Genomic DNA, 13795 nt, shown 5'->3' with positions numbered 1-13795 from the left:
CGCCAGCCTGCGCAATATTGGACGGCGGCGGCGGCTCAACAGAGATCACCCGAATCGTGCCGATACCCGAGGCCTCCGTTACACGCCCGACATACCAGCGGTTGGCATGTTCAAGCCCGATCCGGTCACCGGGCGACAAGATGAGGGCTGGATCGACCGAGATGAAAGAGAGCGCGTTCCCAGAGGAAACCGAAGCCAAGCGGCCCGGCGTTCGCGCCGGTGCATGGTCCGTCCGATGCGCCATTGGATAACCATTGTGGGGCTGGCGAAACAGCACCGACCTGAGACCACCCCGCAGTGACAACCACCATGCCTCAACCGCAGAATACTCGTCATAGTCCAGCGGGCGCGTCTCAAGCGTGACCTCCCAAGCCGGCGCACCGACCTGGGTGTAGTTGATCAGGCCGCCGCCGGATGGAGATGCTGTGACGGTATCGCGAAGGATAAGATCGCTGGCCACATAGCCTACATCGGGGATCAATCGGGGAAAGGATACCGCCATCACAGCCCCCGCCGCTTTTGCGAGTTATGGACAGTGGATACGATCTGGTTCGGTAACTCTGCCTTGAGAGTTGCGAGCTGCCTTTCCACGCGTGCCAGGCCGGCGGCGTCCGCACCGGTGGCGTCGATGTGAATCTGGACCGGAGCGCTGACGCTGATCCCCTGCCCGCCGCCGCGGTTGTCGTTGAACCCGCGAAGTTGATGGTTCGGCACGACCTGCTCACCGCCCTTGAAGCGGACGAGCTCAGGCCCTTCCTCACCGACCATGGCGATACCTGCGCGAGCAGAGGCTGTGCCGTCGGCATATCCGTTCATCAGGAAGCCGCCGAGCGTAGTGTTAGCCTTGAAGCCTCCCCCACCACCAAAAAGGCCGCCGAACAGACCCGATAGGAATCCACCACCGCCCCCGGCCCCATTCACCTGGAACAGCGCATCCATGACGTCGCCAAGCAACTTATCGGTGATCCGATCGAGAACGTTGAGGGCAGCGTTGCCGAAGCTCTTCCAGAACCCCTCCCCGTTTTTCAGGCCGTTTCGGAGGTCGTTGACGAAGCCGAGCGCCGTCGACTTGGCGAAGTCCATCGCCTCTCTCGCCTTTTTCGTGGCTATTTCGGTCAAGGACATCTGACCAGCCAGGCTGTTCAACTCGCCCCGCTGCTTCGCCGTGAGAGCGATGCCTTTTTGCTGAGCCTCGTTGAGAAGATCCGTTTCGTACCGAAGCGAGAGGGAAGCCTGCTCGCTCATTCCCAATGCCAGTTGCTCGGCCTTCAGAGCGGCTATGCGCCGATTGGCTCCATCGACAATATCGGAGTATTTCTCGGCGTCCGACTTGCCGCCGGACTTCTTCTTTTTGTCGTCGACCGTGGTCATCCATTTGGCGAGCTCCTGAAGCTTGCCGGATGCCGCCGACGCGCCGCGGGAAATCGCCTCTCCGAACTGGCCGACGCGGTCCTGGCCCATGATGCGTTCGATGTTGGCGTTTCGGCCGTCCAACCCCTTTGCGACACGATCGGCAGCGCCACCATCGTCGATTCTGTAGTCGCCGAGGCTCACTTTGCCGAGTTGTGGAATCTGAAAGCCTTCGGGAAGGATTTTGTTCACCTGTGCGTGGAAGGTGTCCATCAGCTTCGCGGCCTTCTGAAGAAGGCTCTCGACTGCTGATAGGGCGACGTTTGCGGCCCCTACCACTGCAGCCTTGATAACATCCGGGAACGTATTCCAGATGAATTTCAGGTCCTCGAACGCAGCCTCGAACGAGTTGATCACGAAATTCGCGGCGTTCTTGACGTCACCGACGATGTCCCGCCCAAAAATCTGGGTGATTTCATCGCGGAAGATATTCATAGCCGCCACTGCTGCCGAAACGCCGAGAACAAACGCCCCCAGAGGGTTCGCCGCGGCTATGGCAACGCCCGCCGATACCGCTGCGACGGCCAGACGGCCAAGCAGGGCGATCACGCTCACGATGCCCCCGATGATGGCGGGCGCATAAAGCAGTGCGAGGCCAGCTGCTGCCGTTGCCGCATAGGGAGCAATCGTCACGAGCACGTTCGCCATCCCGCGCACAGCGTCGGCGGCAAGCTTCGTCCAGTTCACCATCTGCAAACCGGCGGCGGCGAACGCGGTAAGAGCAATTGATGCGAGCGATACGGGCGAAAGCAGCGATCTAAATGCAGTGGCGAAGACAGCGCTCGCCTTAGCTCCGCTCTGCATCGCCATTTCCATCTGGCCTGCGATCTGGGTGCCCTGCTGGAGGGCGATCATGACCGGGTTCATCCCCATCGCCGCGGTAACGCCGATGTCTTGGAACTGTGCGGCAAGGCCCGACATGCTGCCGCCCATACGATTCACCGTCACATTCGCCTTCGTGAGGTTGTCATTGACGGCGGCGGCGTGGGCTTTCGCGGCCGCTGTTGCTTTTTGGAAACCTCCAGCGGCCTGTGCAGCGGCAGCACCGGCATTCCGCGTCGATGCGGAAAGGCCATCGGCGGCAGCATCGGCGACCTTCGCAGCGTTGGAAAGCTTATTGAGATCGTTGGTGGCTGCCTTAACTTGAGTGGACTGGACTTCAAGACCTAGCTGAGCAACGTCCATTTGCGTTTCCTTTGGCGCGGGTTATCGTCCTCGCGCGTTTCAACGGAGGATGGCAATGAAGGCGATACTGATTGCGATGAGCGTGGTGGCGGTTCCCGCGTCGGCTAGTGCAAGCGACTGCAGCTCAGGGTCTGGCGATATACTAAAGTTAAACAGTTGGTCGGCTGCCGCGCGAGACGAGCGATCCACCAACGTATCGTTCACACTCGAAAACGTGACTGATCGCACCATTCAGATGGTTGACGGGACCGTTTGGTTTGAGGATGCGCTTGGTCAAAGCGTAGGTGGCATCGCCATTACGCCCGATGTTGCACTCGCCTCGGGAGCCGTGTTTGACCAGAAGAGCTTGATGGCCGGCTACGATCGGCTCGTTAAAGCCCGAAAACAAGACGTCAAGGCAATATCCTGCATCGATGCCGTTCTCTACGAAGATGGCACCAGGCAAGAGTTCAAATAGCCCGACTCGACTCCCGCCCAGATTGATTCCATGATGCCCTCAGGAGTTGGGGAACTCATCATGACAATCAATTTATCGTGGCGGATCGCCTCCGTCGCGGCGCTTTCATTTGTGCTTGCTTCCTGCGCGACGTCACAGACGCAATTCCGAAAGAATCCGAGCGCGGTCAGCAAGGCAAATCTCTGCCGAACATTCATAGATAGTCGAGACCAGGCTTACTTAATCGAACTGACCACCGAGCTAGCTCGCCGCGGTATTAACCCACTCGAATGCCACTACATGGTTCAGCAGCAGAACCAAGCTGCCGCTGCACTGGTGGCCGTGGCAATCGTTGGAACGGCCATCGCCGTCTGCGCCAACAATGATTGTGGTGGGCCGTCATATCCTTCCTACCGCGGCTATCCAGGGAACTGCCAGTATGAATGGCAGTATGACAGTGCCGGCCGCCGTTGCGGAAGGCGCGCCGCATCGGTTCGGGCTGGTGGATGGTAAAAGGCGCCCCGAAGAGCGCCTTTCGTCTTCATGCCTTCTTCTTGGCCTTGGCGGGTGGCTTCGCCGCCTGCCGATCGGAGAGGATCTTCTGCGCCTCTCCAAAGGTCACGTTTTCCGCTTCCATCAATTCACGTATGGGCTTGATTGTCTTCTCCCAACGCTTGAGTGCCGCGCGGGCATTTTTGATGTTTTCTTCCTTTGCATGCGTTGCTGCATCCAGGTCGGCAAGCGCAGCCAAACGCAGCGGCACATACGCGTAACCGCCCTCTGGCTGTTTCACGGCGAGGGTAGCCGGCGCATCATCCTTGATGAGCGATAGTTGTATGCCGTCGTCGCTGTTGATGCTGTGAGCATGCTTCAGGTGCGACTTGATCTTCCGCCTCACGGCCACCTCGGCAAGCATGCGCTCCGACTGGAACACTTCTACGCCTTTGGTCGCGATCAACTGAGCATAGACACTATCCACATCGAGGATCGCCCCCTGCTCGGTAAGCATGTCGCGGATAACCTTGGCGATCATCGGGCCGATATTAATCAGTGTGGACATTGCGATACTCCCAGTTCTGGTAGGCGACGTGGATGGCCTGCATCGTCATGAAGGCCTTGCGGAAGTGCTTGTTGATGTCGGGGGCTGCATATTTGGGGCAGTCATGGATGATGACGTCCACCGCGGTCTTAAGGTTGGCCAGCAGGGAGAACGCCTCAACCATATCGAACCGGTCGCTGTGATGCTTGTCATCGGCCGCGCGGTGGAGGTCCATGTTCTCCACGCCCGCCCCATGAAGTGCCTCGCGCCGCTCTGTCTTCGGCATTGTTGCCGCTGCACGCTGGAGTTCAGGGCGAAGCTGCACAACCTTCGATGCTTCGTGCAACGACATCTTGCCAGCTTCGACGGCAGCAACGACTTCCGGCTCGCCCTTCGCTGCAATAGACTTGGCAGTGCTCACCGACCGCTCTGAAACCTTCATTATCTTTGCCGCTTGGTGGGTCGGCAAATTTGCGGACCCACCCTTGTGTTGGTTTGCACCCATCTTCCAGTCGGCGAGCTTGCTGGCGGCCATAGCACGCTGGCTGGCATTGAGGTGCCGGCGGTGGAGGTTCAGAGATGCGACATACGCAGGGATATCCTCCTCATTCCCCTGAAAAAGACGGACCTTGGGCTCGATCTTGAGCCATGCACAAGCCCGAAGCCGATTTCGTCCGTCGATCACTTTTCCGTTGTAGACCACGATAGCTTCGCGCTGGCCGTGGTCCCTGATGTCGTCATGGAGATTTTTCCACTCCTCATCTGACATCTCGGGGAAGATCATTGCGGCAGGGTGGATCTGGTAATGCACTCCCGTTTCCTCTGTTCGTAGGCGTATCGCCATGTCAGGTCTCCTTCGGCGCTCGGCCGGCCAAGCCACAAGCGCAGTGGTCCGTTCTCACGGAACCGAGGCCGAAGAAGCTCGGTGTCCGCGCTTACCCTTTGGCCAAGGGTATTCAGTGATGTCAGATGGTCAGCGGAGAGTGCCGCTCGATCAGTATCTTGTTCGAACTGGACGTCTGGAAATGAAGCCGAACACTCTGAAGGCTGCGAAAATTCGTCCGATTTTCCAGTCTGTCGGAGTACCTGGCACCGGCATTGAGTATCCAGCCGTCAAACTCGGTCGTCAGCTCGTTCATCGCCGCGACGTAGGCATTCCAGTGATGTTCGGCCCGTTCCTTGGGCGTCAGCTGGTCCTCAACTGCCCTGACGCCGCCGGCTATGAACGGTGTAGCGGCAATCATACGAAGGACGTTCCGGCGTGGCGTTGACATCACACCACCTCCGGCTTCGGCTTCGCCGGCGGCTCGATAAAGTTCCGGCTGATCGTCACGAGCTGGCTCATATGGTCGATGGAAACACGCCAGTTTCCGCCATGAATGCGCTTCATAGCCTCGGCGAGGTAGTCGGCAGCGGCACGAACCTCTGCTTGAGCGACGGTGGCGGAAAGAACCGCCTGCGCGATGGACGGGTGGATTGCCAAAGACGGCGCGCGTTTGCTATCATGCGTTTGCATGTTGAAATCCTTCCAAGGGTTTTGATTGTTCGAAAGGCCGAAGCGGTGTTTTCTCAGGACCGCGCTTCGGCCTTTTCATTTGTGTGTCGCTCTATACGCTCTTTGAGAGCCATGATGATTTCAGCGTTCATCGAACGCATATTCAGGGCGGCGATTTCCTTAATGCAGCCACGCATCCCATTCGGCAGACGGAGGACATATTGGTCCATTTTGTCGCTCGGGTAATCAGTTCTAGCCAAATCGATCTCCTTCACCTTCTTATCGCCTAGTGCGATAGACTTGTTATCGCCTAGTGCGATAATTGCGTCAAGCGATTTTATATCCTAGTGCGATAAGAAATTCGGGAGACGTAAAATGGCGCAGGACACCCCCAGCCGAAAGCTGGATCAGTACATCGTTCGCTTCCCCGACGGGATGCGCGACCGCCTCAAGGTGGCTGCTGCTGAAAACAATCGCAGCCTAAATGCCGAAATCGTCGCTCGCCTTGAACAAAGCTTCGACCCGCTTATTGCCGAAGTTCATGGCGGCAGGGACATGCTGGACGTTCTTGCCGAAATGTCCGAGCGCATCGTCCGCAAGATCCGAGAAGAAGAGCGCAAGGAAGGCTTGGCTCCGCTTCCGTATGATCCTAAGGACGCCGACTAACCTCCCCTTCCGTTGAACACCTGCGCATTGAGACAGCGGAACACGGTCGGCGCAATCCCCTAAGATAAAGCAGAGGAGAACGCCGCGGGGAACGGCATCGAACAAGAATAAACTTCTAGGTCAACTTTGCACCAGACTGCTAATCTGGCGCTATCGCAAGGTTATCCACAGGGACCGTGCCATGCCCCTCACCCCACCCATTGAAGAAGCACTCGACCGCTTTGCTCTTGAGCAGAACATCACCCGGGAAGAAGCCCTCGCCGTTATCGCCGAGGACTGGCTGATCGGGCACGGCTACCTGTCGGCAGGCGAGGATGCGGAGCCGGCGGCAAACGAACCAGGCGCGGGCGGTGGTGGTTGAAGTGGTTTGGCTCTACCGCGAAATCCTGCGCACGAGGCTCGGTGGGTACTCCGATCTGTGAGTATTAGACTAGGTTCATTACCTACGGTGTTTCATTTCTTCTAATTCGTCCGGCGTTCGCAACTAGCGCCAATAGGTCGAATTGGATCGAAGGCTTGGAGTGGTCAATCTGCCGACCGTTCCACTCTAGGCGGCCCGCTGGTCGCGCGGGGGATGCGTAGCGTCAGCGGGTAGCCATCCGGCTGCGATACGTCTCCGATAGAGCGGATTGCCGCGTCCACCTCGGCGGCTATGGCGGTCCAGTCTTCGGCCATCATGCCCTCACGAGGAACTCAGTAGCGCCGCGGCTGCCGATGAGACCGGAAAGAACGCGCTCCACTTCGGTGAGCGTCGGCGCCATGTCCTCAGTCGTTGCAAAGGAGCGCAACGGCGTCCAGACAATGCCCTTTACGGCGGTGAGAACCTTCGACTGGCCAAGAACGACATCGGGCGACAGGCTGCCGGGCTTCCCGAGTTCGCGGAGTGCAGCGGCATAGGTGGCGCGCTCGACTTCGTCTGGCACCTCATCCGAAGCGATTGCATTGTGCTCGGCGTCAAATGCATTGATGCGAGGCCAATCACGAACCTGTGCGCGCGCACCGGCCTTCTGGCCGGGCCAACGGCTGCGATAGACGCCATCCAACCATTCAGACGCGCGAACAAGGGCGGATGTACGCTGTGGGTCTGTTGATGCTGCCCACGGCGCGTTTCCTCTCTCCTCGTGATAGGTTGCTGCATCAGCTAGCGTGCCATAATGAGTGGCCATCTAAATCCTCGCTCTCGTGCCTGGGCGGTAAGGCGTCAAACCGCTCTGGAAAATCAGGACTTTGCAAAAGTGACACGCATCAACTGCGTCCCGCCCTCCGAGCTCACAACGCCCCACCTGATTGCTGAATACCGCGAACTTCCGCGCATATTCGGTCTGGTCCGTGCCGCAATCGGGCGTGGAGAAAAGCCAGATGATGTCCGCAACCCAGCAGAATACCGGCTAGGCCAAGGGCATGTTCGGTTCTTCTATCCACGCCTCGGGTACCTGGCCAAACGCCAGAAAGAACTGATCGACGAAATGCTAAGCCGTGGCTACTCGCCAAACTTCACAGATCCGGCGGGGCTGCTCGCTGGGATCCCTGTCGAGTGGCAGGGGGAGTGGATACCGTCTGCCGCCGCTACTGCTCTCAATAGGGGCCGGATAGCCGAACGCCTAAAACTTTGACCGTGAAAGTCGGTATCAGCATAGTGAGCAAGCATGTGCCTTCCCCATGCTGACTACATTGCTTACCGGCGCTCTTCCCGGGCCAGATCACGCAGCGCGGCGAGGTCTTCGAGACTGTCGTTCGGGTCGAACTCGACCTGCATGCCTTCGAGATCCGCGGTGATCTCGCGGCGGGTTAGGCCGTTGGAGGCCATTTCCTCGGGTTGCTCAGCATTCAGGGCATTGAACTGCTCGATGAGCTTGTCCCGGCCCAGCTTGTGGTGCGGAGCCTTGCCGGTGGCTTCCTTGATTGCGGCACGAAGCTGATCATCGGAGAACTGGTCGCCGCTGTCCGTGCCGAGGCCGGCGGATGCGCCCTGCGTGGCCATTGCTTCGGCGATCTCCTCCGGCGTGCTGCGCGAGGCGTAGCCCACCGGTGGGTAGTTTGACGCTAGATAGCCGGCGGCCATGTATTCGGCGAGCGTGGGGCCATCTCCGCGAAGCGCGTCTTGCTCACCCGGCGGCTTGAAGCGAATGTCGAGCACCTTGAAGCCTTGCGCGTTCAGCTCGCGCTTGCGCTCAAAGGGCACCGGGTGGGTCTCATAGGCGATCCTGTCGAAAGAGAGCTTCTTGGACATGTCCGTCTCCAGTGTTGAATTTTGTGATGGGGGCGAGTGCTCCCCGCCCCCACTGCAAAAGCCAACGATCAGGCGAGGCCGACGGCGAGCGTGCCGGCGGTGTGCTTGATCGAGCTCGCAACCTTGTCCCAGTTGGAGCCGGTGGCGAGTTCCTGATCGGACGGAGATTTGCCGCCGTTCGCCTCGTCCCAGGTATAACCCTTGAGGCCCAGGCCGAACGTGTAGTCGATCTGCAGCGTGGTCTCGATCCGCTCCTTGCCGTTGCTCGTCTCGATGTTCGAGATGATGTCGCGGCTGTCGGTGACGGTTGCTGCACCGGCGACGAGGGAAAGGACACGACGCTTTGCCGGCGTTGCGGGATCGGCCACCGCTGCCGTGTAGAGCGCCGGGGCGTCGGTCACGACCGAGGTGCGGCCAAGGATCTCGATGACACGGACATTGCCGGCCTGGAACAGGGTGTTGGCGTTGGCGAGGTTCTGGCCGATGAAGTTGTGATAGGCCACGCCGTCCATGACCTGAGCCACGATCAGCGCCGAGTGGTCGCCGAACTTCGCATGGCTGTCGTTTACCGCGACGTAGTCGACACGCTTCGCGCCGCCGCCGGTCGAGACATCCACGGTGGTATCCGCGCCCTGGTTGCTGATGGCAGCCACCAGAGCCGCGATCGCCGTATTGAGCTGGTCCTGAAGCAGGGCCTCAGCGAAGTTGCGCGAAGCGACCTCGACACCCTCGGCAGTCGGCTTGTTCAGCCAGGTCATCTGCGACGGCTCGTAGCGAACGGGTCCGAAGCCGCCGGCCACCTTGACCGAGGTATGCTTGAGCTGCGTCAGATCCGTGGGCGCCGCGGCGTTGTTGGTCGCATAGCGATCGACACGGCGGCGGGCCGAATGAATGGCGGCGTAGAACGATTCCTGCATGAAATCGCCTTCGAAGCCTTCCGTGGTCAGACGGATTGCGCCGGCCGAAGCTGCATTGAACTTCTCGACCATCTGCGCGAGCGTTTCGATGGTGGCGGGCATGAAGTACTTGTTGAAGACCTGCATCTGCGAAAGAGACATGGCCAATTCCTTTCCGTTTTCCGTGATGGTTGGGTGTGGTGGCGGGCATTGCCCAGATGCCCGTCACCTCATTGAGATCACGGGAGCGCGCCCGGAGGCGCGAATGGTCAGGAGAGGCTAGGCCCCGCTCAGTTCAGGGAACATGCCGGCGATGGCCGCAGCACGGGCCTTCTGGTCGCCGCCGATATCACCTTTGACCTGCTGCTGCTGATGGCCGTTTTCGTTGCCTTTGGCGTTGTCGCCCTTGGCCGGGGCAACGAAGGACTTGCCCTCGTCGCCGGCAGCCCAGCGCTTGACCGCCTCCCCGATGCCCATCGGGCCAAGGCCGATATCCATGGAGGCTTCTTCAGCATCCATAGCGACACGCGGCTCCAGAAGCGCACGAGCAGCTTTGACGAAGGATGGGTTGGTGATGCCTGAGGCTGAAAGGGCGTCCGTCAGGGCTGCGTTGACCGCGGCCTTCTTGCCCTTGGTGACCTCGCCCTCGAACTTGCCCTTCCATTCGTCGCGCTCGCCTTCGAGGGTCTTGCGAAGCTCGACAAGCTGGCGCTGGTGGGCCGCGTCATCGGTCTTGCCGTCCTTGAGCTTCTTCCACGTCTCCGCGTCGAAGTCGTCGGGCGCAACCTTCTTCTTGGCCTGGGCAAGATCATTCTTGGCGGTGGCGAGATCGGCCTTCGTCCGGTCATAGGCATTGGCGAGAGGCAGCACGTCGCGGTGGCCGCGAACGCTGTCGGCGTCGGTATCCAGATGGAACTTGCCATCGGAATGCTCGACGTAAAGGGCCTTCAGGGCCTCGTCGACGTTGTCGAGCGAGTCCAGAACGAGTTTCAGGGCCATTGGCCTTATCTCCTGTTGATGGTGGCCGGAGTCCGGCCGGGTTTAGACGTGCGCCGCTGCGGCCTCGTCCTCTGCGCCCTCTGGATTGATGAGGGCGTATTCTTCTTCCGCGTCGCGCTCGGCAGAAAATATCCCGCCGGCCTGACCGCGTTCGTAGAATGTCTCCCAGGACATGCCGCCCTGGGTGTAGACTCCGAAGATCTGCGAGAAGTCTGCTGGTGACATGGTGCTGTCGAGCAGGTCTTTGGGCGGGTTCACGACGATATCGCCCTCGTCCAGCCCCTTCATACGAGCTGCGGCTTTCAAGCCACGTTCAAGAAGGGCTGCCGAGACCTGCGACACGCTCATGAGGTTGGCCGTCTCGCTGGCAAACCGCAGCTTGCGGGCCTCGCCGCTCTCCTGGCTGGACTTCTCCTGCTCAAACATCCGGGCGCCGGCCATGACGGCGGCTTCCTTCTGCTTCTCGATCGCGTCCTCGTGCTTCTGGATACCGGAGCACGTCGGAGAGACGTATTTCAGGTCGGGCGTCATGGTGTCGCTACCCATCATCTGGTGGACCACGCCGGCGCCTACAGTCTTCGGCGCCTCCCCATTGATGGCGACAAGCGTTTCCTGCCCGCTCATGAAGAGCTGCCAGCGCCAGTCGGCCGAAAGCTGGTAGGAGTTGATGATGGCGTTCGCGATCCCGATCAGCGGCGGCGTTTCCACCGCCGGCACCACGTCACGGGCATTGCCGACATAGAACGGCACGAAATCGAGGCGCTGGCCGCCGAGCGCAACAGGCTCCGTGGCGGTGATCGTGTTCAAGTCCTCGCCCTCGTAGACCGTTGAAACGTAGTGACCGTCGACCAGCTCAAGAACGCGGAATTTCGGATTGTCCTTCCATTCAAAGCCAACTCGGCGCTTGCCGCTCTCGTCCATGACGAAGAAGTCACGGTCCCAATTGATGATGCTGTCACCGGCATATCCGGCCAGGAAAGGTTCGCCGCCGTCGGCCGGGGCCGTGGTCAGGACCCCGTAGCGGCCAAGCCACAACAGATATCGGGTGATGCGGCGGTGGAAGGCCTCCAGGCTCATCCCCTCGCCATCGGCATTCTCCCAGATCGACGCCAGGCCATCGGGGATATCGATCTGCGTCTCCTTTGCGTGGATAATGCCGATCATCGCCGAAACGGATGGCGCCAGCAGCTCGGGGACGATAGCCCGGAGCTTGTAGGCCTTCTCGTATGCCTCCAATCCTCCGTCAGCCTGGGCCTTGAAGCCCGAGGGCATGGGCAGGTATCCGACGCCGGCCCGCTTTACCGATCGTGCGCCCTGCATCACGTCCCGCATCAGCTTCCAGTCGGCAAGCCGATCCGGTGTCAGGTCCGGGTGCATCGTCTTTACGTCTTGCATCAGATCAGACCTGTGATTGTCGTGGTGGTGGACGTGGGCTGTGGCGAGGCAATCTCGTTGAAAGCCCGGCTCGATGCGTCCACGATGTCTTTCAGTTTACCGTTCGGGAACACCTCGACCTCATCGAGGAACATGTCATTCCATTGCCCGGCGAGTATCACGACGTTCCCTGCCTCGCATTGGGCAGCCAGCGGCTCGGCGCGCGTGACCTTGTCACCGCTTTCCGGCGTGGCCTTGGCCCTGTATCCGGCCAGCATGGCAACAAGCTGCTGCGCCTGGTCCTTGCCCGCCTGCCCCGGATCCTTCGGCATTGAGACGATACAATCCCGCCCGTCCTGCTCGGCGGTGGTCTTGATCAGGGTACGGACACCTGCGGGGGACAGCCGATCGGCAGTGCAGTGAGCGATGATGAAGCGGCCGTCGGGCATCTTGCCGATCTTGACGCCAGCGGTTCGCGCGCCCTCGCCATCCTCGGTCGCAGCCAAGTCCCATCCGCGAACGAACCGCGTACCGGCGGGGACCACCTTGACGATCGAGAAATAGGCCCGCTTGAACATCCCGCCGCCACGCGGGGCCGGCCGCTGCTGGTTCTGCCCGGCGTGGCCGATCGATCCAAGCGAGACCTTGTCGCGCTCCACCACCTCACGAGAAAAGCGCTTGGTGAAAAGAAGCTCACCCTCTTCTGTCCGGATGTCCTGAGGATAGACCTCTTTCCACTCCGATTTTTCGACATATTCCTTGCGGCCCTCCGGGATCGCATCACCCTCGAAGTACCAGACCTGCTTGACCGGATCATATCGGCCCCGGTGAGGCTCCTCCTCATGGAAGGACGGTTTCACCACCGTGTAGCAGCGGCGCTCCGGCTCGAACTCCATGGGGAGCATCAAATGCTCGTATCCAAGGTTCTTGGACAACGCGACACCCGTCGTATCGTCCTCGTGCAGGCGCTGCATCACCAGGACGATGGCCGAGCTTTCCGGGTCACTGAGGCGAGACGGAACCGCCTCGAGGAAGGTTTCCCTCGCGTTCAGCCGGTCCGCATCAGACTTCGCCATATCAACCGAAAGCGGATCGTCGATGATCACCCGGTCGCCACGCTCGCCGGTGAGGGACTGGAACGACATAGCTGCCCGGAAGCCGGCAAGGTCATTCTCAAACTTCAGCGTCGAATTCTGGTCAGGCATCAGGTTGAACTGAGAGCCCCACCTATCCGTAAACCACCGCGACTTGATCAGGCGCCGGGCCTTGATGTTGTCGCGCTTCGCCAGCCCTTCCTTGTACGACGTGGCAATCGTTCGCAGGTGCGGCTTGTTGAGCGGCCCCCATTCCCATGCCGGCCAGAACACGCCCACTGTCAACGACTTCATGGTACCAGGCGGCACATTGATGATCAGTCGGGTCAGATGGCCGTCCGTGATCGCCCTCAGGTGATCCGAGATCGCATCGATATGCCAGCCGTGAACATACGCCCGGCCCGGCTCCAGCACATGCCAGCCGCCGCGGATGAAGGATGCGAGAGAGACGCCGGCCGCCGCAGCCTCCTCCTCAATCCTCTGGTTGGCTTCCCTCGCCTGCTTCTCCGCCCTGATCGCCTGCAGCGACAAGCCCGAGCTTCTGGAGAACTGGGTAGGCTGCTTCGAGAGATGCAAGCTCATCGTCCGTCAGCGCTTCCAGTTGTTTCGGTGTGATGGTGATGACCTGCAGCGTGCCGCTGATCTTTCGGTTCTCGACGCCGAGGCCGAACAGCTTTGCTTTTCCCATCGTGGCGCTCACAGCGGCCGACGATTGCTTTTCCTTCAAGGCGATAGCCCGTGCTTCCTCAAGCTCTTGAGCGAGGCTGTCGACGGTGATCTCGACCTTCTTGACGGTCTTGGACTGGAGTTCAGCGATCCGATTACGGATGCTGTCTTTTGCTGTCAGACGTGAGGCATTGCCCCTATCTGGCTTGTACCCGGCGAGCGAGTAGGCCTCGTCTGCCGTCTTCCCTTTCGCCAGCGCTTGGGCCATGCTCTCATGCCGTGCATTTTTCAGAACTGGCATGGGG

The 13795-nt window shown here is 60.2% G+C and carries 19 protein-coding genes; 5 read left to right on the top strand and 14 right to left on the bottom strand.

Translation table 11 applies throughout. The features are described 5' to 3' along the window. Positions 1-502: hypothetical protein (locus WA950_RS12570; protein ID WP_424552039.1), on the bottom strand; the 502-nt coding region annotated here is incomplete at its 3' end. Next, a complete protein-coding gene (locus tag WA950_RS12565) occupies positions 502-2595 on the bottom strand; it encodes a phage tail length tape measure family protein (RefSeq protein ID WP_424552038.1) in 2094 nt (697 codons plus the stop codon). The genes WA950_RS12570 and WA950_RS12565, both read right to left, overlap by 1 nt. Positions 2596-2650: 55 nt before the next feature. Here WA950_RS12565 and WA950_RS12560 point away from each other — a divergent pair, with 55 nt between their 5' ends. Beyond that, entirely contained in the window at positions 2651-3052 is a 402-nt protein-coding gene (locus WA950_RS12560; RefSeq protein WP_424552037.1) for a hypothetical protein, read from the top strand. Positions 3053-3112: 60 nt separating this feature from the next. Next, positions 3113-3544 (top strand): hypothetical protein, encoded by a 432-nt coding sequence (locus tag WA950_RS12555; RefSeq protein ID WP_424552036.1) that lies wholly within the window; start codon positions 3113-3115, stop codon positions 3542-3544. Positions 3545-3572: 28 nt separating this feature from the next. Here WA950_RS12555 and WA950_RS12550 read toward each other — a convergent pair whose 3' ends face one another. The 5 genes from WA950_RS12550 to WA950_RS12530 form a co-directional block, all read right to left on the bottom strand. Then, on the bottom strand, positions 3573-4091 hold the full coding sequence (locus WA950_RS12550; RefSeq protein ID WP_424552035.1) for a hypothetical protein: 519 nt from the start codon (positions 4089-4091) through the stop codon (positions 3573-3575). Continuing rightward, a complete protein-coding gene (locus WA950_RS12545) occupies positions 4075-4914 on the bottom strand; it encodes a ParB/RepB/Spo0J family partition protein (RefSeq protein ID WP_424552034.1) in 840 nt (279 codons plus the stop codon). Before WA950_RS12545 ends, WA950_RS12550 begins: the two co-directional genes overlap by 17 nt. A gap of 121 nt (positions 4915-5035) precedes the next feature. Next, on the bottom strand, positions 5036-5344 hold the full coding sequence (locus tag WA950_RS12540) for a hypothetical protein (protein WP_424552033.1): 309 nt from the start codon (positions 5342-5344) through the stop codon (positions 5036-5038). Further along, positions 5344-5586 (bottom strand): hypothetical protein, encoded by a 243-nt coding sequence (locus WA950_RS12535; RefSeq protein ID WP_424552032.1) that lies wholly within the window; start codon positions 5584-5586, stop codon positions 5344-5346. Before WA950_RS12535 ends, WA950_RS12540 begins: the two co-directional genes overlap by 1 nt. A 53-nt stretch (positions 5587-5639) precedes the next feature. Further along, the gene (locus WA950_RS12530) at positions 5640-5840 is read right to left on the bottom strand and encodes an Arc family DNA-binding protein (protein WP_424552031.1); all 201 of its coding nucleotides are present in this window, start codon (positions 5838-5840) and stop codon (positions 5640-5642) included. Between the two features lie 100 nt (positions 5841-5940). Between WA950_RS12530 and WA950_RS12525 the strand changes: the two genes are divergently transcribed. Together WA950_RS12525 and WA950_RS12520 are read left to right on the top strand one after the other, a co-directional pair. Next, positions 5941-6231: an Arc family DNA-binding protein gene (locus WA950_RS12525; protein ID WP_424552030.1), complete on the top strand. Its 291-nt coding sequence runs from the start codon at positions 5941-5943 to the stop codon at positions 6229-6231. 181 nt (positions 6232-6412) lie between these two features. Continuing rightward, positions 6413-6592: a hypothetical protein gene (locus tag WA950_RS12520; protein WP_424552029.1), complete on the top strand. Its 180-nt coding sequence runs from the start codon at positions 6413-6415 to the stop codon at positions 6590-6592. A gap of 313 nt (positions 6593-6905) precedes the next feature. On the opposite strand, the gene WA950_RS12515 is transcribed toward WA950_RS12520, so the two are convergent. After that, the gene (locus tag WA950_RS12515) at positions 6906-7397 is read right to left on the bottom strand and encodes a DnaT-like ssDNA-binding protein (RefSeq protein WP_424552028.1); all 492 of its coding nucleotides are present in this window, start codon (positions 7395-7397) and stop codon (positions 6906-6908) included. A gap of 69 nt (positions 7398-7466) precedes the next feature. On the opposite strand from WA950_RS12515, the gene WA950_RS12510 reads away from it, so the two are divergent. After that, positions 7467-7844 carry a pyrimidine dimer DNA glycosylase/endonuclease V gene (locus WA950_RS12510; RefSeq protein ID WP_424552027.1) on the top strand — a complete coding sequence of 126 codons (378 nt, stop codon included), beginning with the start codon at positions 7467-7469 and terminating at the stop codon, positions 7842-7844. Positions 7845-7906: 62 nt separating this feature from the next. On the opposite strand, the gene WA950_RS12505 is transcribed toward WA950_RS12510, so the two are convergent. From WA950_RS12505 to WA950_RS12480, 6 genes are all read right to left on the bottom strand, one after another. After that, complete coding sequence (locus WA950_RS12505) at positions 7907-8461, bottom strand: hypothetical protein (protein WP_424552026.1); 555 nt, start codon at positions 8459-8461, stop codon at positions 7907-7909. Positions 8462-8529: 68 nt separating this feature from the next. Beyond that, the gene (locus tag WA950_RS12500) at positions 8530-9519 is read right to left on the bottom strand and encodes a major capsid protein (protein ID WP_424552025.1); all 990 of its coding nucleotides are present in this window, start codon (positions 9517-9519) and stop codon (positions 8530-8532) included. Positions 9520-9636: 117 nt separating this feature from the next. Next, a complete protein-coding gene (locus tag WA950_RS12495) occupies positions 9637-10356 on the bottom strand; it encodes a hypothetical protein (RefSeq protein WP_424552024.1) in 720 nt (239 codons plus the stop codon). A 42-nt stretch (positions 10357-10398) separates the two neighbouring features. Next, positions 10399-11751: a DUF4055 domain-containing protein gene (locus tag WA950_RS12490; protein WP_424552023.1), complete on the bottom strand. Its 1353-nt coding sequence runs from the start codon at positions 11749-11751 to the stop codon at positions 10399-10401. Next, positions 11751-13355, bottom strand: a complete 1605-nt coding sequence (gene terL, locus WA950_RS12485) for a phage terminase large subunit (RefSeq protein ID WP_424552022.1) — start codon at positions 13353-13355, stop codon at positions 11751-11753. Before terL ends, WA950_RS12490 begins: the two co-directional genes overlap by 1 nt. Further along, positions 13297-13758, bottom strand: a complete 462-nt coding sequence (locus WA950_RS12480) for a hypothetical protein (RefSeq protein ID WP_424552021.1) — start codon at positions 13756-13758, stop codon at positions 13297-13299. Before WA950_RS12480 ends, terL begins: the two co-directional genes overlap by 59 nt. Between the last annotated feature and the right edge of the window lie 37 nt (positions 13759-13795).

The organism is Shinella sp., from assembly GCF_049651085.1.
GTDB lineage: Bacteria > Pseudomonadota > Alphaproteobacteria > Rhizobiales > Rhizobiaceae > Shinella.
This window is presented reverse-complemented; position numbering and strand designations above follow the sequence as displayed.